Source organism: Methylobacterium dankookense, from assembly GCF_902141855.1.
Lineage (GTDB): Bacteria > Pseudomonadota > Alphaproteobacteria > Rhizobiales > Beijerinckiaceae > Methylobacterium > Methylobacterium dankookense.
Map to the genome: position 1 here is coordinate 118555 of NZ_CABFVH010000007.1, position 19899 is coordinate 138453.

Here is a 19899-nt window from a genome sequence, read left to right on the forward strand (position 1 = left end):
GCTCCGTTCGCCGGGCTCCTGGTCCGGACTGGGAAGGCCCCCTACATGCACCCTGTAGTCACTACAGGGTCAAGGCCGTGCGGACTGCCTCTTCCATGACCATCGGCAGCCTCGCGGAGGCCACGCAGACCCGTGTCGAGACGGTCCGGTGGTACGAGAAGGTCGGGTTGCTGCCCCCGCCGGCGCGGTCGAGCGGGAACTACCGGCTCTACGGGCCCGAGCACCTGCGCCGGCTGAGCTTCATCCGCCGCGGTCGCGCCCTGGGGTTCACCGTGGAGCAGATCCGGGACCTGCTCGCCCTGGCGGACGACCGTGAGCGCTCCTGCGGCGAGGTCGACACCATCGCCCGCGCCCATCTCGCCGATGTGGAGCGCAAGCTGGCCGACCTGACCCGGCTCGCCTCGGAACTCCGCGAAGTCATCGGCCAGTGCGGCTGCGGGTCGGTCGCGGATTGCCGCATCATCGAGGCCCTGTCGCCGTTGGGTGAGCCCGCGTGACGGACCTGGGCCCAGGTCAGCGAGCGACGTAGGGGGGCATCAGCACACGGCTCTCGAACAGCCCCTTGGCCACGAACCCGCAGCACGCGACGGCGAGGACGGCGACCGTAATCGCGACGAAGGCTCGGCGCGCGGCGGCCCGGACATGCGGCCTGACGCGACGGCGACGACCCGCGTTCCTCTGGCCCCAGGAATGACGCTCCTTCATCACCAGCTCGGCCTTTCCTGAAATGGAGGCTTGTCACGATTGCACCGTCACGACGCCCGCTAGGCACTAGCTCCGCCTTAGAACCGAGAGGCGGATTTGCGGTGAGATGTATGCCCGACCTGCCACCGTGAGGTAATTACGGAGGCTGGCAGATGTACACCAACCAGCCGACGCTTCGCCCAGGAGCGGCTAGGCATACGGGGATCCGCAGCGACCACATAAGCGCAAGCCGAGCGACTACTTCGACCCAACTGGCATGGGGGCGAAATTCCTCGGTGATTGACCCGCGACGTCAGCGTTTAGGCCAGGAATGCGCGACCAACCCTGCGAGCCGGGGAAGCTGAGCGCCCTGATTACCTCCTCGAACCGGGCTCGCGCGTCCGACCAGCCCTGCGCGAAATCAAACAGCTCCCGCAGGGCCGGCGAAATCTCCTTGTAGGCCGCGAGTGCGGCGACCAGCGCCCCGAGCGAGAGCCGTCCCTGGATGACAAGGTAGCCGCCGACCGAGAAGAAGAAGAACGGCGTCAGGTTGGCCGTGTAGTTGTAGATGCCCTTGAGCCGGCCCTTCAGATCGGCGATCTCGACACGCACCCGCTCCAGCGCCTCGGCCTGGCGCATCTGCCGGAGGAGGACCGGGGGATGTTCCGCGGTTCCGGCTTCAGGCGCGGTCAGGAGGCCGCCGAGAGTCCGGGTCGCATGCACCCGCTCACGCACCTTGGCGTTCAGGCGCCGCTGCAGCCGCGGCAAGAGCGTGAGCTGCACCGGCAGCATCACCAACGCGGCCAGCGCCAGGGCGGCATCCTGGAGGAGTAGGAAGGCCACGCTGGTCAGGAGCGTGCCGCCCTGGACGAAGGGCACGGCCACCAGGCCCGCGCCGGCGTAGCCGATGGGCTCGACCTCCTGCACGGCGACGGCGGCCAGCGCGGCGCGGCGCTCGGGCGACCGCTCCCCACGGGCACGCCGGAAGACGGCGAGGCGTAACCGGCGCACGAGGCGCTCGTTGAGGCCGCCGCGCGTCCGGTTGACCGCGTACTTGGCGAGGCCGCCCAGCGTCAGCACGGCGAGGTAGCTCGCGCACAGCGCGAACAGGAGTTCGACACGTCCCAGTTCGAGCCCGAGGAAGGCCATCCCGGGATGGCCGTCGCCCTCCGCGTCCGAGAGGGCGTGGTTGATGATGTGCTTGGGGATCTCCAGGAGGAGCCACGCGGCCGGCAGCGTCAGGAGCGAGAGCAGCAGCAGCCGCAACTGCGGGCGCAGCGTCGCCCGCAGGACGAAGCGCTCAAGGCGCCACTCTTCGGGATTTCCCGCGCCGCGCCGGCGCCGTTCGCGCAGCGTGCGCCAGGCGAGGCGCAGCGCCATCCACCCCGTCCAGGCCGGCGCCACGACGAGAGCAAGGACCGACACGAGCTCCATCCACCAATGGCCGTGGGGTCCGTCGAGGCCGGCGACACGGTGGATCAGGTCGTGGACGACGATGGGCGTGAACAACAATGGCACCGCGACGGGAAGGTGGATACAGGCGGAACAGGTCCCCCCGCGCAATCAAGCCGGATGGGAGGCCGTGCCGGCCTACATGCGTTCCTTGATGCCGGAACCGACGAGCCACCAGTTGACGGGGTAGCTGGTCAGGAATCCCGCGACCATGGCGAGCTGCATGGCGGCCCAGAACTCGACCGAGTTCACCGGGGCCCGCTGCCCCGCGAGGTGCGGGAACAGGTAGAACTGCGCGAAGGCCATGAAACCGTACATGCCGACCTGCCAGGCGATCAGCGAGGCGGTGTCCGCCTTCACGGCCGCCACGAGGCCCTCGCCGGGGGAGAGCCCCCGCATCGGCACGATGGCGTAATACTGGAACACGATCCCCAGCGCGTAGGCGAAGACGAAGTCCAGCACCCAGACCGCGTACATCTTCTCCTCGAACAGGGAGTGCCAGCCGAACCAGACCGCCACCGCCGGCACCAGGAAGGCGAGCCACTCGGCGGCGACGTCGCCCAGCATGCAGCCGCTGCCACAGTGGAGCGCGCCCTTGCCGACCATCACCGAGAACGGAGTGCCGGTCATGTTCGGCGGCTCCTCGCCCCGCTCCTTGGCGTGGTGGTGCGCCTCCATCGTGGCGAGGCGACCGTATCGGAAGTAGGCCCACACCACGGCGACAGTTCCGAACAGGGCGCTGACCGGCCAGACCACGTTCATCACGGTCATGTGCTGCGGATGGCGGATGACCTGCACCGACAGCAGCAGGGCGCACGCGACCCCCAGCAACAGGGACGCGACGGCGAGGGCGTGGAGCCAGGTCGGGAACATGCAGGCTCCTAGCGGGCGGACGAGGGGTCGAGCTTCGTCGCCCGCAGGCGCAGGGCGTTGCCGATCACGCTGACCGAGGACAGCGCCATCGCCGCGGCCGCGATGACCGGCGAGAGCAGGATGCCGAGGAACGGGTAAAGCAACCCAGCCGCCACCGGCACACCGGCGGCGTTGTAGACGAAGGCGAAGAACAGGTTCTGGCGGATGTTGCCCATCACCGCCCGAGATAGCCGCCGCGCCCGCACGATGCCGAGGAGGTCGCCCTTGAGCAGCGTCAGGCCCGCGCTCTCGATGGCCACGTCGGTGCCGGTCCCCATTGCGATGCCGACGTCCGCCGCGGCGAGCGCGGGAGCGTCGTTCACGCCGTCTCCGGCCATCGCGACGACCTGACCGGCGGCCTTGTGCCGCTCGACCACGGCGGCTTTCTGGTCGGGCAGCACCTCGGCCTCGACCTCCTCGATGCCGAGCCGGCGCGCCACAGCGTCGGCAGTCGTTCGGTTGTCCCCAGTCAGCATCACGACCCGGATGCCCTCGGCCCGAAGCGCGGCGAGCGCCTCGGGCGTCGTCGCCTTGACGGGGTCGGCGATGGCGATGACGCCGGCCACGCGCCCGTCGACGCCCGCGAAGATCGCCGTGGCGCCGTCGCGCCGGAGCTCGTCGGCCTCGGCCGCGTGGGCCGAGACATCGACGCCCTGCTCACGCAGGAAGGCTGCGTTGCCGAGGGCCACGCGGCGGCCCTCGACGGTGCCGAGCGCACCCTTGCCGGTCGGGCTGTCGAAATCCTCGACGGGGGAGGCCGCGATCCCGCGCTTCCCGGCGGCCGCCACGATGGCCAGGGCGAGCGGATGCTCGCTCGCCCGCTCGACGCTCGCCGAGAGGCGCAGCACGGTAGCCTCGTCGAAGCCTGTCGCCGCCACGACCCGCGTCACCGCCGGCTTGCCCTCCGTCAGCGTCCCCGTCTTGTCGACCACCAGCGTGGTGACCCGCTCCATGCGCTCCAGGGCCTCGGCGCTCTTGACCAGCACCCCGGCCTGGGCGCCGCGGCCGACCCCGACCATGATCGACATCGGCGTGGCGAGGCCGAGCGCGCAGGGGCATGCGATGATGAGCACCGCGACCGCCGCAAGCAGCGCGAACGTGAAGCGCGGCTCAGGCCCGAACGCCATCCAGGCGACGAATGCGAGCACCGCCACGCCGATGACCGCCGGCACGAACCAGCCGGCGACCTGGTCGGCGAGGCGCTGGATGCGCGCGCGCGAGCGCTGCGCCTCGGCCACCATCTGGACGATGCGGGCCAGCATGGTGTCGCGCCCGACCTTGGTCGCCTCGACCACGAGCGAGCCGGACTGGTTGAGGCTGCCGCCGATGACGCTGGCGCCGACCTCCTTGCCGACGGGCATGGATTCCCCTGTCACCAGGCTTTCGTCCACCGAGCTGCGGCCCTCCACGACGGCGCCGTCGACCGGCACCTTCTCGCCGGGGCGCACGCGCAGACGGTCGCCGACGCCGATGGCGTCGAGCTGCACCTCCTCGTCCGTACCGTCGGGGTGGATGCGCCGGGCCGTCTTCGGCGCGAGGTCGAGTAGCGCGCGGAGCGCGCCACCGGTGCTCTCGCGGGCGCGCAGTTCCAGCACCTGCCCGAGCAGCACCAGCACGGTGATGACCGCGGCCGCCTCGAAATAGGCCGGCACCGCCCCGCCATGCCCGCGCAGCGCCTCCGGGAAGAGCCCGGGCGCGAACGTCGCGACCACGCTGTAGGCCCAGGCCACCCCCGTCCCGAGGGCGACCAGGGTGAACATGTTCAGGTTGCGCGAGACCACAGAGCGGTAGCCTCGCACGAAGAACGGCCAGCCGGCCCAGAGCACGACCGGGGTCGCCAGCGCGAACTGTATCCAGTTGGACGTCTGCTGGCCGAGGCGCTCGGTGAGGCCGAACAGGTGGCCGCCCATCTCCAGCACGAACACCGGCAGGGTCAGGACGAGCCCGACCCGGAACCGCCGGGTCATGTCGATGAGCTCCTCGCTCGGTCCTTCGTCGGCGCCGACCATCGCCGGCTCCAGGGCCATTCCGCAGATCGGGCATGCCCCGGGGCCGACCTGCCGAACTTCCGGATGCATCGGGCAGGTGTAGATCGTGCCTTCGGGCACCGGGTCGGCCTTCGTCGCGGCTTGGCCGGGATCGACGTAGCGGACCGGGTCGGCCTCGAACTTGGTCCGGCAGCCGTTCGAGCAGAAGTAGTACGGGTGGCCGCCGTGCTCGGCCCGGTGCTTCGTCGTATGCGGGTCGACCATCATCCCGCAGACCGGGTCCTTCACACGGTCGGCACCCGCGTCGTTCGCCGCGATGCCGGCTTGGTCGCCGTGCGCTTGGCCATGTGCATGCCCGTGCCCGTGACTGGCATGGCCGTGGCCGCCCGCGCAGGCGTGGCCTCCCGGGGCGGGGTGATGTCCCTGTGGCGCGTCGCTCATGACCGCTCCTTCCGCATGGCCGAGGAAGCGCCGCCGGGCCACGAGCGACCCGACGGCAGCCGGCGGCTTACTGGCGGCCTTCCTTCTGGGCGTTCTTGTCGAGCCAGGACGTAAGTTCCTTGATGCTCTTCTCCTGCTCCTGGATGGTCTTCTCGGCGATCTTCTTCGCCTCGGGATTGTCGCCGTTCTTGAGCCCGACCTGGGCCATCGCGATGGCGCCCTGGTGGTGCGGGATCATCGCGCAGATCCAGGCGACGTCGGCGTCCTTGGCCATCATCCCCTGCATCATGGGACCGTTCATCGACATCATGGCCTGCTGCAGGCCCTTCTGGGCCTCGGTCATCTGGCCGCCCATGCCCTGCATGGCCTGGGACATGTGACCCTGCATGTCCTTCATCGAGTCCTCCTTGGCGGCCGACGCCGCCTTGCAGGCCGCGGGAAGCTCGAACGAGGGCCCCTGCATGGAGCCGTGGTCGTGGTCGGCGGCGAAGGCCGCTCCGGTGCCGGCGAGCGCCAGGGTCGCGGCGAGGGTCAGGGTGCGAACGAACAAGATTGCCTCCTCAGGTTGGTTGGCGGGGGCGGCCGGTCGAGCCGCCGCGTCGGGTTCAGGCGGCCATCTTCCGGCAGCTCTCGGCGCAGGCCCGGCACTGCCGGACGCAGTCCTGCATGTCGCCGACCTGCTCGCAGCTCCTGGCGCAAGCCTCGCAGACCTCGGCGCAGGCCCGGCAGGTGTGCTTGTGCTCGGGGGTGCCGATCAGCATGAAGTGCGCCGAGGTCCGGCAGATCTCCGCGCAGGCCATCATCAGGCGGAAATGCCCCGGCTCGACGTGCTTCCCGCCGGCCGGCAGGCAGTGGTTCGAGGCCATGCCCAGGCAGGTCTGGTAGCAGCGCAGGCACTCGTCGATGCATGATTGCATCTCGCTCGACACGTGGCTCATTCAGGCATCCTTCTCGCTTATATTGGCGAATGAGGGCAAAGCTAGAGATCTGACAAAGTATTAACTCGATCAGCCAGCTATAACCTGGATAGCAAACTCCCCAATCCGCGAAGCGTTCAGAAATAAATACTCTGGACGATCACGGATTTGGGAGAGCCGCCTACCTGCGCGAGGGCGACCTCACTGGGTGCCCTTCTTCTTGAGGAAGGCCTCCATCTGGGCGATCTCGACGTCCTGGGCCTTGATGATCTCCTCGGCCAGCTTCCGGATCTCGGGGTCCTTGGAATGCTGGAGGGCGACCTTGGCCATGGCAACGGCCCCCTTGTGGTGGGGGATCATGCCGCGCACGAAGTCGACGTCGACGTCGTTCGTGTAGCGGATGTCCATGTCCCGGTGCATCTCGGCGCCGACGTCCCGGAACGCCTTCGTGGCCGGCGTGTCCGCCTTGTCCGTCGCCGTCATCGTGGCGTGGTCGTGCCCGGCATGTCCGGCATGGTCGTGGGCCTCGTGCGCCAGGGCGATGCCCAAGAGACCGAGGGCCAGGGCCGCGGCGGCGAGTGTCGAGGTCAGCGTCTTCATCGAAGGATTCTTCCTGGTGCTTCGGGTCAGTTGAACTTGCCGCTGGCGGTCGCGCCGTCGGGGCCTGTGAGCTGCACCGCGCCCTTCGGGCTGTCGCCGAGGGCCGCCGCGGCCTTGCCGGTCAGGCGGTTGCCGTCGGCGGGCTCCAGGGGCACGCGGGTCGGCTTGCCGCCGACGACGAGGATGGCCGTGCCCTTGAAGCCCGCGGCCGGGACCGGCTTCTGGCCCTCGTCGGACACGAACACGTTGACGGTCTCGCCCTTGGCGACGAGCTCGACGTGGAACTTGCCCGCGTCCGCCACCCGGCCGCCGTGCTGGCCGGCGGTCTCGTGGGCGTAGGCGGCGGTCGCGGCCAGGAGGGCGCCGGCCAGGGTCAGTCTCGGAAGCATCATGCTCAGGTCTCCTCTCGGGGTTCAGTAGGCCTCGGCCGGGCGCGGGCGCGCTCCGTCCGGGGATGGGTGGGCCGGCGCCTCGGCGTGGAGGGCGCGCAGCCGCTCAAGCGGCTTGCGTCCGAAGCGCAGGAACAGGACGGGGGTGAGGAAGGTGTCGAGCAGCGTCGCACTGACGAGGCCGCCGAAGATCGTGACCGCGACCGGGTGCAGGATCTCCTTGCCCGGGCTCGCCGCGTCGTAGAGCAGCGGTACCAGGGCCACGCCGGCCGAGAGCGCCGTCATCAGTACCGGGGTCAGCCGCTCCAGGCTGCCGCGCACCACGAGGTCGGGGCCGAACGGCACGCCCTCATGCAACGACAGGTTCAGGTAGTGGCTGATCTTCAGGATGCCGTTGCGCGCGGCGATGCCGGTCAGCGTGATGAAGCCGATCATCGACGCCACGGACAGCGGCTGCCCGACGAGCCACAGCGCCGCCACCGAGCCGATCAGGGCGAGCGGCACGTTGCCCATGATGATGAGCGCCAGCGCGGGCGAGCGGTATCGGCTGTAGAGGATGGCGAAGACCAGGGCCAAGGACAGCGCCGAGAGCGCCGCGATGGTCCGGCTCGCCTCCTCCTGCGCCTGGAAGGTGCCCTCCAGGCTGGTGAAGAAGCCGGGCGGCAGCGGCTCCTTCGCCACGGCCTCGCGGATGGCCGCCACGATGGTGGCCATGTCGCTCTCGCCGTTGGTGTTGGCCTGGACGACGATGCGGCGGCGGGCGTTCTCGCGCAGGATCTGGTTCGGCCCGTCCGTCTCGCGGATGTCGGCCACCTGGCGCGCCGGAACCCAGCCCGAGGGCGTCTCCAGCAGCAGGTCGCCGAGGCCCGTGGTGGTCCGGCGGTTCTCGGAGAGGCGCAGCACCACGTCGAAGCGGCGCACGCCGTCGACCACGGTCGAGACCACCCGCCCGTTCGAGAGGCGGCTGATCTGCTCGACGACGGCGGCCGGCTGCACGCCGTAGAGGGCCGCCCGGGTGTAATCGACCCGAACCTCAAGCTGCGGGATGCGGACCTGCCGCTCGACCTGAAGGTCGACGAGCCCCGGGATCGCGGCCATCCGGTCGCGCAGGGAGTTGGCGACCCGACGAAGGGCGTCAAGGTCCTCGCCGAACACCTTGAGCGCGATCTCGGCCCGCACGCCCGAGAGCATGTGGTCGAGCCGGTGCGAGATCGGCTGGCCGACGTTGACGGCCACCGGCAGGGCCGCGAGGCGCCCGCGGATGTCGGCGACGAGCGCCTCCTTCGGACGCTTGGCGCCTTCGTCGAGCGCCACCTCGATCTCGGACGAGTGGACGCCCTCGGCGTGCTCGTCGAGCTCGGCCCGGCCGGTTCGGCGGCCGACCGCCTTCACGCCCGGGATGTCCAAGAGCAGCTTCTCGGCGATCAGCCCGACCCGGTTGCTCTCGGCCAGCGAGATCCCCGGGTTGAAGGTCATGTTGACCGTGAACGAGCCCTCGTTGAACGGCGGCAGGAAGGCCCGGGGCAGGTTCCAGGCGGCCACGCCCGCGGCCACCACCGCCGCCGCGACGGTGCCGACCAGCAGGCCCTTGTGGCGGAAGGCGACCCGCAGCAGGGCGGCGTTGCCGCGCTTGAGCAGCTTGAGGAAGCGGCTGTCGTGCTCCTCCAGGTTCCTGAGCCCCGGCAGCAGGAGCGAGGCCAGCACCGGGGTCAGGGTGATCGAGGTGAGCAGGCTCGCCAGGATCGAGATGATGTAGGCCTGCCCCAGGGGCGCGAAGAGCCGGCCCTCGATGCCGGACAGCGCGAAGAGCGGCACGAACACCAGGATGATGATCAGCGTCGCGTAGACGATGCCGGAGCGGACCTCGTTCGAGGCCTCGACCACCACCTGGAACACGCTCTTCGGGTTGCCGGCCCGCCGGTTCTCGCCGAGCCGCCGGTAGATGTTCTCCACGTCCACGACCGCGTCGTCGACGAGCTCGCCGATGGCGATGGCGAGACCGCCCAGCGTCATCGTGTTGATCGACAGGCCGAACAGGTGGAACACCACGGCGGTCGTCAGCACCGAGACTGGGATGGCGAGCAGCGAGATGGCCGTGGTGCGCACGTTCAGCAGGAAGGCGAACAGCACCACCGCCACCACCAGCACGGCCTCGAAGAGGACGCGCTCGACGTTGCGGATCGAGGTCTCGATGAAGTCGGCTTGGCGGAACAGGACCTGGTCGGCCCGGATGCCGGATGGCAGGGTCGGCGACATCTCCTTCAGGGCCATCGCGATGCTGCGGGTCAGCTGCACGGTGTCGACGTCGGGCTGCTTCTCGACCGAGACGATGACCGCGGGCTTGGCCATGTAGCCGGCGTCGCCGCGCTTCGTCCGTGCGGCGAAGGAGACCTCGGCCACCTGGCGCAAGTGGACCGGCGTCTCGGCGACCGTCGCGACCACGAGGTTGCGCAGGTCGTCGAGGCTCATGGTCCGGCCGATGTTCCGGATGAGGTACTCGCGGGAATGCTGGTCGGTGAAGCCGCCGCCGGCATTGGTGCCGAACTGCGCCAGCGCCGTCTCAAGCTGGGCGTTCGTCACCCCAAGCGAGCGCATGGCGGCCGGGTTCGGGCTGACCCGGAACTGGCGCACCTCGCCCCCGATGGGGATGACCTGCGCCACGCCCGGGATGGTGAGGAGCCGCGGCCGGATGGTGAAGTCGGCGACCTCGCGCACCTGCATCGGGGTCGCGGTCTCGCTGGTCACCGCCACCAGCAGTATCTGCCCCATGATGGAGGAGATGGGGCCCATCACCGGGGTCACGCCCCGCGGCAGCTGGTCCTGCACCAGGGCGAGCCGCTCGGCGACCTGCTGGCGGTTGCGGTAGATGTCGGTGCCCCAGTCGAACTCGACGTAGGTGATGGACAGGCCCACGCCCGAGACCGAGCGCACCCGGGTCACGCCGGGCAGCCCGTTCATCCGGGTCTCGATGGGATAGGTGACGAGCTGCTCGACCTCCTGGGGGGCGTAGCCCTCCGCCTCCGTCATGATGGTGACGGTCGGCTTGTTCAGGTCGGGGAAGACGTCGACCGGCAGCTTGGTCGCGGTGAAGGCGCCGAAGAGCACCAGCACCGTGGCCAAGGCGAGGACGAGCAGGCGGTTGCGGACCGACTGGCTGACGAGGAAGGTGAACATCGGGCGCCTCCTCAGCGGACCTGGTCGAGGAGCTCGGCGCCCTGGGTCACCACCCGCTTGCCGGGTCCGATCCCCTCGGCGACCAGCACGCGGCCGCCGTCGAGCGGCTCGACCCGCACGGGCCGGGCCTCGAAGCGCTCGGCGGTGGTGTGCTCGTAGACGACGTCCTGCCCGTTGCCGGTGCGCACGACGGCCGCGCGCGGCAGCGCCAAGCCGGACTGCTCGGTGTCCGTCCCGGCCAGCACCGTGACGAACTGGCCGACCCGCAGGCCGGAGGCGTCGCCGGACACCGCGAATTGCACCGGGATGGCCTGGTTGCGGTCGGCGAGACCCGTGCCCTGGTAGGCGAGCTTCAGGCTGCGTCCGTCGGCGAGCCGCGCCGTGGCGTTCTGGGCCGCGGTCAGGGCGTCGAAGCTCAGGGCCTCGACCCAGAGGCGGTTCGGGTCGACGATCTGGAAGACCATTGCCCCCGGCGCGGCCATCTGGCCGGCCACCGCGGTCGCCTGCGCCACTACGCCGTCGACGGGAGCGACCAGGGTTTCGGGCTGCTGCCGGATCTTGTCGAGGGCCGCGCGGCGGTCGTGCAGGCCGTTGAGCTCGGCGACCGCGTCGTCGAGCTGGGTCGTGGCGACCGCGCCGGTGGTGGCGAGCTTCCTGTAGCGCTCGACCCTGCGCTCGACGATGGCGATCTGCTGGTCGAGCTCGCCCTGGCGCTGCCGCATGTCGGAGACGTCGACCGCCTGCACGGGCGGCGTCACGGTCGCAAGCACGTCGCCCTTGCGCACCTTCGTGCCCAGGCGGGGGAACAGGCCGGAGGGCGGCGGCGAGAGACGGCCGCCGACCGAGGACTGCACGACGCCGCTGGCGTTGGGGTCGGGGATGATGCGGCCGGGCAGCTCGACCGAGCGGTGGAAGCTTCCCTGCTCGGTCATGGTGGTGCGCAGGACCAGCAGCCGTTGCGTCGGCTTCGGCACGAAGACGGAGCCGTCGGGCAGGCGCTGCGCGAGGTCCGACGAGCCAGGGGCGCGCGGCTCGATCAGGGCGGCCCCCTGCACGGGTGCTCCATGATCCTCGTCGCCGTGAGCGAAGGCGGCGGTGCCGAGGACGAGGGTGATACCGATGGCGAGCAACGCCACCGCCGGCGCGCCGCGGCGACCGCGCGCGAGTGCCGTCACAAGCACGCCGAGCAGGAAGGCCACGGCGACCGCGGCCACCAGGATCGGGTCCTTGGCCGTCAGTCGCTCCCGGAGCCCGCGGGCGAACTCGGAGGCACGCGACAGGGCCGCCTGCGCCGGCGCCGGTTTGGCTGGAGCTGCGGTTGCCTGTGAGGCGGGATCGGGCACGGTGACCGCGACGGTAAGCACGTCGACTGCATCCCCGGCCGTGACAGTCGCCACGAGGTCGTGCCGACCGGGTTTCGCCAGCCATGGGGCTGGCAGCGCGTAGCCGCCCTCATCCGTGGCGGCCGCGGTCTTGGGCCCCTCGGGCGTCTCCACCTCGATGGTGGCGCCGGTCACCGGCTCGTTCGTCCGGAAGCGGTCGAGGAACAGCGTCAGCGTGCCGTCCCGGGGGATGGCGACGAGCTCGAAGGCGTCGGACAGCGCCTCGCCGCGCGGAGCGATCGTCTTCGAGACAGGCGGCGGTGCGGTGCCGTGGTCGTGGCCCTCGTGGGCGAGCGCGGGCCCCGCCAGGACGGCGGCAAGCAGCGCCACCGCGTGCAGGGCGGCGGCAAAACGGGTCGACATGAACAGGAATCCTCGCGTCGGGAAGTCCGGGCGCGCCGCGCTCGCGGACGCACTCCGGGCGTTGCGCGCCTCAGGCGCGCCTCACCTCACGCGAGGGATCGTGGGGGCTTGGGCAGGGCCTCGGGGCCGGCACCGGCGCGACCCGAGACGTCGCGCGGGATCAGCGTGACGGTTCGGACCAGGGTCGGCGCCAGGGTATAGGGCCCGGAGAGGACGCCGATGGCGCAGCAGGCCATCGTTCCGCAGCAGCGGGTCTTGCAGCCGACCGGGCAGCATTCGTCCTGACCCGGCTCGATGCGCGCACCCTCGACCCTGGTCGGGGTGAGCGCGAGCTTGGCCCATGCCGGCGAGACGGTCCGGACCACGACCTCAGGCGCCACGTAGACCGAAGGCGCGGTGGCCTTGGGCGCCGACTGAGCGATCTTAGGCTGCGCCGCGGCGTGGTGACCGTGGTGCGCGTGTCCCTCGTGGGCCTGGACGGCGGACGGCGCGACGTAGGCGATGATCGCGAGGATCATCGCCGCCATCAGGCGCACGATTTGCCGGTCGAGGCTCATGAGGTCTGGCTTACACCGGTTCGAGTGGCGGGACTATGTCCGCGGGTGGGACGTGAATGCCCAAACGGAGGTTTGGTTGCCGTCGTCGGGTTTCAACCCGCCGCGCGCAGCGGCTCTGCGGGGTAGCCGGCGGCAGCGATGGCCTGGGCGATCTGGTCGACCGGCCCCGCGACGCCGGACACGGTGACGATCTTGGCCCCCAGGTCCACGTCGATCCGGGCATTGGGCTCGACGGCTTGGACGGCGCGGGCCACGGCCTTGGTACAGCCGCCGCACCCCATCTTCTCGACCTTTAAGCGGTACATGACGCTCTCTCCTGGATGGCGTCCCATCCAGATGGGGCTTCACATGATGGGAAGGTCAAGGGATCACCTGCCTGGCCGGACCAAGTTACTGATGCCTGAGGGGCTTTCGCTTGACCGCGAAACCGCAAACCGGCTGAACATCCCAAGATTGCCGGGGAGGCGGCGGGCGGCATCATGCGGGCCTTTCGGTGGATCCCACGGCCACCGTCCAGCGAACAGCGACGCTGCCGCTCCCACTTACCGACATCCTCGTCCCAACTTGCGGACCGCTCCGACGAATGCCCCTTGACCCCGTACCACGGTACGGACCGTAGGCTTGTGCAGCATCGGCATCGCGGGGACGGAAGATGAGGAACCTGACGATCGGCAGGGCGGCGCGGGAGGCCGGTGTCGGCGTTGAGACCATCCGGTTCTACGAGCGCCAGGGCTTAATCGCGCAACCGGCCAAAGGGTCTGGCTATCGGACCTATTCGCCTGAGGTGGTCGCTCGCATCCGATTCATCCGGCAGGCCCAGAGGATCGGGTTCTCCCTCAAGGAGGCGCAAGAGCTCCTCGCCCTACGCGCCAATCCAGAGGCCGACTGCGCTGACGTGCAGGCCCAGGCTCGGCACAAGATCGCCGAGGTGGACGAGAGGATCTCCGAGCTCCTGCGCGTCCGCGCCGCCTTGGAGGCTGTGGTCGCCTCGTGCCCGGGCCACGGCGGCCTGAGCGGCTGCACCATCCTGGAAGCCCTCGACCAGGCACCGCCGGAAGCGGCCGCGTGTCGATGCGACGAGCCGATGAAGAGGAAGTCACCATGAGGACGGTCACTTTGAAGGTCGAAGGTTGGCGGTGCGCTGCCTGCTCCGCCTCGGTCGGTTCGCTTTTGGAGGCCCATCCCGGCGTCCGTGGCGTCGATGTCTCCTTCGATAAGGGGCGCGTCCGCGCCCTCTTCGACCCCGTGACCACCAGCGAGGATCGCCTGGTCGAGCTGATCGAGAAGCGCGGCTTCCGGGTCGTGGCCCGGACTTCGGCCTGATCTGGCTGGCTGGACATTCCTGGAGACGGACCGATGGCCGCAGCGGCACTCGACACCGACCTTTCCCTCTGGAGCGAGGAGCCGGCGAGCCGGCCCGACCGGGCACGCATCCGCGCCCGGATCGGCGGCCTGCACTGTTCGCTCTGCACCGGCACCATCGAGAAGGCGCTGGGTAGCCAGCCGGGCGTCGACAAGGTGGCGGTCAGCCTGACCCACGAGCAGGCCCTCGTCGAGTACGACCCGGCGGTCGCGCGGCCGGCGAAGCTTCTGGGGATCCTGCGCGACATCGGCTACACCATCTCCGATCCGCGCAAGGTCCGGCCCTACGAGGAGGAGGAGCGCGATCTCGTGCGCGAGAGCCGCCGCTTCGTCGTGGCGGTCGCCCTAAGCGTCGCCTCAATTCCCATCATCGCGGACCCCACCCTCGGCTGGATCGGCTTCCTGCCCGCCCTGGTCTGCCTCAGCCTCGGCGCGATGGTCTTCCTCGTCCTGCGGAAGACCAGCCTCCTCGCCGCGGCGGCCAGCACCGCCGGTCTCGCAGTCCTGGCACTCGGCCTGCTCTACCTGAACCTCCAAGGCTACCTCGCGGCCTCCGCTCCCTGGCTCGTGGCCGCGCTCGCGGTCGTGCTCGTCTTCGGGGTCGGGCGCCACATCCTGCACATGGCCGTCCAGGCCCTCCGCCGCGGCATCCTGAACCAGCACGTGCTGCTGGAGATCGGCGCCTTCGCAGGCATGCTCGGCGGCGTCATCGGGCTGGTCCTCGACCGGCCGGACTACCCGACTGCGCCGTTCTTCGCCGTCTCGGTCATGGTCGCGACCTACCACATCTTCTCCGAGTGGCTGTCGCTCATCGTCAAGACGCGCAGCTCCCAGGCCGTGAAGCGCCTCCTCGACCTCCAGCCGGAGACCGCCCGCGTGGTCCGGGACGGCCAGGAGCGGGATGTGCCACTGGAAGCCGTCGCGGTCGGCGACCTCGTCCGCATTCGCCCCGGGGAGCGGGTGCCCGTCGATGGCACAGTCGCGGGCGGCCGCTCCGCCGTCGACCAGGCCCTCGTCACCGGTGAGCCAATTCCGGTCGAGCGCGCTGAGGGCGACGCCGTCATCGGCGGCTCGATCAATGGCACCGGCACCCTGCTGGTCCGGGTGACCGCAGTGGGAGCCGGCAGCTTCCTGCAGAAGGTGGTGCGCGAGGTCGAGGACGCCCGCGCCCTCAAGCCCGGCCTGCTCCACCTCGTCGACCGCGTCCTGCAGGTCTACACTCCGACCGTGCTCGTGGTGGCCGCGCTGGCCTTCGTCGGCTGGCTCGCCGGTTCGTGGTTGGCCGGCGGTGAACCCGACATCGAGCGGGCCGTGTTCGCGGGCCTGAGCGTCCTAGTCATGGGCTATCCCTGCGCCGTCGGCATTTCGGCACCGCTCTCCATCGTGCGGGGGGCCGGCGAAGCCGCCGAGCACGGCATCCTGATGCGGACCGGCGAGGCCTTCCAGGGCTATCGCCTCGTCGACACCGTCGTCCTCGACAAGACCGGGACCCTCACCGAGGGTCGGCCCGCGGTCCGCGAAGTCGAGGCGTTCTCCGGGAGCGAGGCCGATCTCGTCGCCCTTGCCGCCGCGGCCGAGGCCTCGTCCGAGCACCCACTCGCGCAGGCAGTGGTCAAGGCCGCGTTCACGCGCGGCGCCGTGCCCCCGGACGTGATCTCGTTCGAGGCCATCCCGGGCAAGGGCGTCGTCGCCCAGACCGTGGCGGGCGAGGTCCTGGTCGGCAGCCCGGCGTTCCTGGCAGGCCGTGGCGTCGACCTATCGTCCGCGGCGGCCCGCACCCAGGACCTGGAGGGGGCCGGGCGCACCGTCATCATGGTCGGCCGGGACCGTCGCCTGCTGGGCCTGCTCGCGCTTGACGACAGCCTACGGTCCGACGCGGCGCAGGCGGTTGCGGCGTTGCGGGCTGAGGGCCTGCGGACGGTCCTACTCACCGGTGACAACGAGCGGGCTGCCCGCCGGATCGCCGCCGAGGCGGGCATCGACGAGGTCCACGCGGGGGTACTGCCCGACGGCAAGGCGGAGACCGTGCGGCGCCTGCAAGCGACGTCCAAGGTCGCGATGGTCGGCGACGGCATCAACGATGCGCCCGCCCTGATGCAGGCCGACGTCGGCATCGCCATGGGCGGGGGCACCGACATCGCCATCGAGGCCGCCGACATCATTATCCTGTCGAACCGCCTGGCCGCGCTGCCGCTCGCCCGCCGCATCAGCCGGCGCAGCTACGCCAAGATGCTCCAGAACGTGTGGCTGGCCTTCGCCTTCAACGGCCTCGGCATACCGGTGGCCGCGACCGGGCTCATCAACCCGATCTGGGCCATGGTCGCCATGGCGGTCAGCGTCACCGCGATCTTTCTCAATTCCCTCTGGGGCCAGCCCGGACTGTTCCTGGGTGCGATTACGAGCGTCGGCAGCCTGCCCGCCACGAACGGGCTCGCCATCGAAGGAGGTCGGCGATGAGGTTCCTGATTTCTTCGAGCGGGGCGGCCGCGCTGGCAGCCCTCCTCCTGGGACCGGTCGGGCCGGTGCGGGCCCAGGATGACACGCCGGCCATGTCACGCCGCGGCTCCGACCTGAAGGTCGCGACCATCCCGGTGGAAGGCATGGTCTGCCTCTCCTGCGCCGCCTCCATCAAGCGGGCGGTCCGGAAGGTGGACGGCGTGACCGACGCGGAGATCGATTTCGTCGGCCGCACGCTTCGCGTCACTTACGCCGCCGGCCGGCCCCTCCTGCTCGGTCGCGTGCGGACGGCCATCGCGGGCCTTGGCTACACCCCCGGCACTCCCGTGGTGGCGCCGTGACGCTCGAACATCTCGTCCAGCCCCTGGCGGCCGGCGCCGGCGGGCCGGCCGCCCTCTGGATCGCGTTCCTCGCCGGGGTCCTGGCCAGCGCGGTCTGCTCTTGCACCCTCCCAGTCGGGCTCGGCCTGGCCAGCGTCGCCGGGGCCTCGGAGGCAGGGGCCCGACGTGCCGGCCTGCAGGTCGCCGCGTCCTTCTTCGCCGGAATCGTCCTGAGCCTCGCCGTCCTCGGCTCCGCGGTAGGGCATCTCGGCGCGCTCGCGACGGAGGCGTTCGGCCGGAACTGGGCCCTGCTCATGGCCGTCGTCTCGCTTGCGGCGGCGCTTCTCGCCTTCTGGTGGCCGCGTCTGCGCACCCGAGCCCTGACGGCTTGGCGCCGCCCCGGCCTCCTCGGCGCCTTCGCCTACGGCGTGGTGTTCAGCGTCGGCACCTCGGTCGCGCCGCTGCTGCTGCTGCTCACGGTGGCGGCCGCGGAGGGCCGGTCCGGGCGCGGCGTCGTCCTCGCCCTCGCATTCGGCCTCGGTCGGGGCCTGCCCTTCCTCGCCGCGGGTGCGGCCGGGAGCGCGATCACCCGCCTGGCCCGCCTCGGCGTCTGGGGCCGAGCCCTGCAGCTCTTCAGCGGCGGCGCCCTCCTGTTGGTCAGCGCCTACTACGCACGGGTCTACGCGGACCTGCTCTGAACCCTGGAGACCTCATGAGTGACGAAACCGCCTCCCTGACGGAGGTCATCTTCTCCGTGCCGGGTATGATGTGCGACGGCTGCGCCGAGACGGTCCATGACGTACTGACGGCCGTGCCGGGGGTCCGCCAGGCAAAGCCCAGCACCTGGCGCAAGCGCGTCGCCGTTCGCTTCGAGCCGTCCCGCGTCGGACCTGCGGAGATCCGGTCGGCGCTCGCCAAGGGCGGGTTCGACGCCGTCGAGGTGCAAGCATGATTCCCGGAGAGACGGAACCCGCGGAGGCTGACCGCGAGCGCCTGCTCCGCGTCCTCGCGGCGGCGGCGTTCGTGATCTTCTTCCAGGCGTTCATGGTCGCGCCGGTCCTGCCGCAGTTGGCGCAGGGGTTCGGCGTCTCGCCCGAGCGGGTCGGGCTCATCGTTCCGGCCTACTTGATCCCGTACGGAGCGGCGACGCTGGTCTACGGGCTGCTGGCGGACCGCCTAGGCGTCTGGCGCGTCATGGCTGGCTCCCTGGCCGCCTTCGCGGCGCTCACGGCCCTGACAGCCACGGCGAGCTCGGTCGGGCAACTCGCCACGTGGCGCTTCCTGACCGGTTTGGGGGCGAGCGGGGTCGTCCCCCTCGGCCTCGTTCTCGTCGGCCGGCTCTTCCCCTACGAACGACGGGGGCGCCCCCTGGGATGGCTGTTCGGCGCCATGGCCGGCGGCATGGCCTTCGGGTCGACCTTCGGCGCCCTGCTCGAACCGGTGGTCGGGTGGCGCGGCCTCTTCCTGACCGTCGGCGCCGCCGGGGGGGCGCTCCTGCTCGTCCTCGCGCCGACACGGGGGATCATCCCCAGCGCCACGGTGACCGGGACACGGTTGCCCGACCTGTTCCGCGGCTACCGCGACCTCCTGCTCAACCCACGCGGACGTCGCACCTACGGCTTTGTCCTGCTCAACTCGATGTTCCACTCCGGCGTGTTCACCTGGCTCGGCCTGTACTTCGAGCAGCGATACGGGCTCGGTCCCGTCGGGGTCGGGCTGGCGCTCCTCGGCTATGGCATCCCGGGCTTCCTCCTGGGGCCCGTCATCGGCCGCATCGCGGACCGGCGAGGGCGCGGCCGCCTCCTCCCGGTCGGGCTGCTCCTGGGGGCCTTCGCGGCGGCGGCTCTGACCCTCGACGCGCCGCTTCTCCTGGCGGCGGTGGCGGTGACGGTCCTGTCGCTCGGCTACGACATGACCCAGCCGCTGCTCGCCGGCGTCGTCACGGCACTCGGGGGCCAACGTCCGGGCCAAGCCATGGGGCTCAACGTCTGCCTGCTGTTCACCGGGTTCGGGCTAGGAAGCCTGCTCTTCGGCGGATTGCTCCGTCTCGGGTTCGGTACGACGCTCGCCCTGTTCGCGGCGGCGGAGTTGGCGCTCGCCGCAGCTGCCGTGCGTCTCTTCCGGTCCGAGACGCCGTCGGTCGAGGGAGGACGCCCATGAACGCGCCAAGGTCCGAATTCGGCGAGGCAGCCCTCGACACCCTCATCCTCGCCGCACTCCGGCAGGCGCAGCGGGAGGGGGCAAGCGGCGCGGCCGAGCATCTCCTCTGCGCACTGGAGGCACTCGTCCTCGACACCGGGAGCCCGGCATGTGCCTCGGCTTGCCTCGACGAGGCCTATCTCGACCTCGCCGGGGCGGCCCGAGGTACGGCGCGTGCTCGCCACCGCGGCACGATGTGAGGGTCACCCGCCTGCTCAGGCCACCTCAGCTCCGCGGTACCGGGCGAACACGCTCCGCCCCTCGGGTCCGAAGAGGGTGACCTCGTAGGTGTCGGGCTCCATGCCATCGACCTCCATGCCGGGCGAGCCGACCGGCATGCCCGGCACAGACAGCCCGGTGCCCTTGGGCTTCTCCGCCAGGAGCCGCTTGATCGCGCCGGCCGGCACGTGGCCCTCGACCACGTAGCCGCCGACCTGGGCGGTGTGGCAGGAGGCAAGCTCGCGCGGCACCCCGAGGCGGATCTTGAGCGGGTTCACCGGGCCCTCGGTCACGGTGACGGTGAAGCCGGACTCGCGCAGGTGCGTGACCCACTTCTCGCAGCAGCCGCAGTTCGGGTCCTTGGTCACCGCGACCGGGGGCAACCCCTCCGCCAGGGCGCCCCGTCCGAGGGCCAGCCCCGCCGCCAGGCCCGCGAGCAGGGCACGCCGGGACGGCATCGTATCGCTCCGCATCGTCAACTCC

Annotated in this window: 21 protein-coding genes; 9 read left to right on the plus strand and 12 right to left on the minus strand. The window is 70.7% G+C overall.

All coding sequences use genetic code 11. From position 1 onward, the window contains the following. The first annotated feature begins 95 nt into the window (after positions 1–95). The gene (locus MTDSW087_RS08450; RefSeq protein WP_063110606.1) at positions 96–497 is read left to right on the plus strand and encodes a MerR family transcriptional regulator; all 402 of its coding nucleotides are present in this window, start codon (positions 96–98) and stop codon (positions 495–497) included. A gap of 445 nt (positions 498–942) precedes the next feature. On the opposite strand, the gene MTDSW087_RS08460 is transcribed toward MTDSW087_RS08450, so the two are convergent. From MTDSW087_RS08460 to MTDSW087_RS08510, 11 genes are all read right to left on the minus strand, one after another. Continuing rightward, positions 943–2202, minus strand: a complete 1260-nt coding sequence (locus MTDSW087_RS08460; protein ID WP_238178672.1) for a multidrug ABC transporter ATPase — start codon at positions 2200–2202, stop codon at positions 943–945. 72 nt (positions 2203–2274) lie between these two features. After that, the gene (locus tag MTDSW087_RS08465; RefSeq protein ID WP_024830745.1) at positions 2275–3009 is read right to left on the minus strand and encodes a DUF4396 domain-containing protein; all 735 of its coding nucleotides are present in this window, start codon (positions 3007–3009) and stop codon (positions 2275–2277) included. An 8-nt stretch (positions 3010–3017) separates the two neighbouring features. Further along, complete coding sequence (locus MTDSW087_RS08470; protein WP_109951729.1) at positions 3018–5477, minus strand: heavy metal translocating P-type ATPase; 2460 nt, start codon at positions 5475–5477, stop codon at positions 3018–3020. A gap of 67 nt (positions 5478–5544) precedes the next feature. Continuing rightward, on the minus strand, positions 5545–6027 hold the full coding sequence (locus tag MTDSW087_RS08475) for a DUF305 domain-containing protein (RefSeq protein ID WP_024830747.1): 483 nt from the start codon (positions 6025–6027) through the stop codon (positions 5545–5547). A gap of 55 nt (positions 6028–6082) precedes the next feature. Continuing rightward, positions 6083–6415 carry a four-helix bundle copper-binding protein gene (locus MTDSW087_RS08480; protein ID WP_109951728.1) on the minus strand — a complete coding sequence of 111 codons (333 nt, stop codon included), beginning with the start codon at positions 6413–6415 and terminating at the stop codon, positions 6083–6085. A gap of 180 nt (positions 6416–6595) precedes the next feature. Continuing rightward, positions 6596–6994: a CopM family metallochaperone gene (gene copM, locus MTDSW087_RS08485; RefSeq protein WP_109951727.1), complete on the minus strand. Its 399-nt coding sequence runs from the start codon at positions 6992–6994 to the stop codon at positions 6596–6598. A 26-nt stretch (positions 6995–7020) separates the two neighbouring features. Further along, complete coding sequence (locus tag MTDSW087_RS08490) at positions 7021–7386, minus strand: hypothetical protein (RefSeq protein ID WP_109951726.1); 366 nt, start codon at positions 7384–7386, stop codon at positions 7021–7023. Between the two features lie 21 nt (positions 7387–7407). Then, positions 7408–10557, minus strand: a complete 3150-nt coding sequence (locus MTDSW087_RS08495; RefSeq protein WP_144762841.1) for an efflux RND transporter permease subunit — start codon at positions 10555–10557, stop codon at positions 7408–7410. An 11-nt stretch (positions 10558–10568) separates the two neighbouring features. After that, a complete protein-coding gene (locus MTDSW087_RS08500; protein ID WP_109951724.1) occupies positions 10569–12302 on the minus strand; it encodes an efflux RND transporter periplasmic adaptor subunit in 1734 nt (577 codons plus the stop codon). 86 nt (positions 12303–12388) lie between these two features. After that, the gene (locus tag MTDSW087_RS08505) at positions 12389–12859 is read right to left on the minus strand and encodes a hypothetical protein (protein ID WP_109951723.1); all 471 of its coding nucleotides are present in this window, start codon (positions 12857–12859) and stop codon (positions 12389–12391) included. Positions 12860–12951: 92 nt separating this feature from the next. Continuing rightward, positions 12952–13164, minus strand: a complete 213-nt coding sequence (locus MTDSW087_RS08510; protein ID WP_109951722.1) for a heavy-metal-associated domain-containing protein — start codon at positions 13162–13164, stop codon at positions 12952–12954. Positions 13165–13511: 347 nt separating this feature from the next. On the opposite strand from MTDSW087_RS08510, the gene MTDSW087_RS08515 reads away from it, so the two are divergent. Genes MTDSW087_RS08515 through MTDSW087_RS08550 form a run of 8 tightly spaced genes read left to right on the plus strand, consistent with a single transcriptional unit; the run spans position 13512 to position 19397 of the window. Next, the gene (locus MTDSW087_RS08515) at positions 13512–13964 is read left to right on the plus strand and encodes a MerR family DNA-binding protein (RefSeq protein WP_109951721.1); all 453 of its coding nucleotides are present in this window, start codon (positions 13512–13514) and stop codon (positions 13962–13964) included. Beyond that, on the plus strand, positions 13961–14182 hold the full coding sequence (locus tag MTDSW087_RS08520) for a heavy-metal-associated domain-containing protein (protein WP_109951720.1): 222 nt from the start codon (positions 13961–13963) through the stop codon (positions 14180–14182). Before MTDSW087_RS08515 ends, MTDSW087_RS08520 begins: the two co-directional genes overlap by 4 nt. Before the next feature lie 33 nt (positions 14183–14215). Then, complete coding sequence (locus MTDSW087_RS08525) at positions 14216–16678, plus strand: heavy metal translocating P-type ATPase (protein ID WP_109951719.1); 2463 nt, start codon at positions 14216–14218, stop codon at positions 16676–16678. Further along, complete coding sequence (locus MTDSW087_RS08530) at positions 16675–17019, plus strand: heavy-metal-associated domain-containing protein (protein ID WP_109951718.1); 345 nt, start codon at positions 16675–16677, stop codon at positions 17017–17019. Before MTDSW087_RS08525 ends, MTDSW087_RS08530 begins: the two co-directional genes overlap by 4 nt. Beyond that, the gene (locus MTDSW087_RS08535; protein WP_109951717.1) at positions 17016–17696 is read left to right on the plus strand and encodes a cytochrome c biogenesis CcdA family protein; all 681 of its coding nucleotides are present in this window, start codon (positions 17016–17018) and stop codon (positions 17694–17696) included. The genes MTDSW087_RS08530 and MTDSW087_RS08535 overlap by 4 nt, the downstream gene beginning before the upstream one ends. Positions 17697–17710: 14 nt before the next feature. Further along, positions 17711–17950, plus strand: coding sequence for a heavy-metal-associated domain-containing protein (locus tag MTDSW087_RS08540; protein WP_109951716.1), 240 nt, complete (start codon positions 17711–17713; stop codon positions 17948–17950). Then, complete coding sequence (locus MTDSW087_RS08545; protein WP_109951715.1) at positions 17947–19158, plus strand: MFS transporter; 1212 nt, start codon at positions 17947–17949, stop codon at positions 19156–19158. Before MTDSW087_RS08540 ends, MTDSW087_RS08545 begins: the two co-directional genes overlap by 4 nt. Next, positions 19155–19397 carry a hypothetical protein gene (locus MTDSW087_RS08550; protein ID WP_109951714.1) on the plus strand — a complete coding sequence of 81 codons (243 nt, stop codon included), beginning with the start codon at positions 19155–19157 and terminating at the stop codon, positions 19395–19397. The genes MTDSW087_RS08545 and MTDSW087_RS08550 overlap by 4 nt, the downstream gene beginning before the upstream one ends. Before the next feature lie 15 nt (positions 19398–19412). On the opposite strand, the gene MTDSW087_RS08555 is transcribed toward MTDSW087_RS08550, so the two are convergent. Continuing rightward, a complete protein-coding gene (locus tag MTDSW087_RS08555; RefSeq protein ID WP_186383785.1) occupies positions 19413–19889 on the minus strand; it encodes a DUF411 domain-containing protein in 477 nt (158 codons plus the stop codon). Positions 19890–19899: the final 10 nt, after the last annotated feature.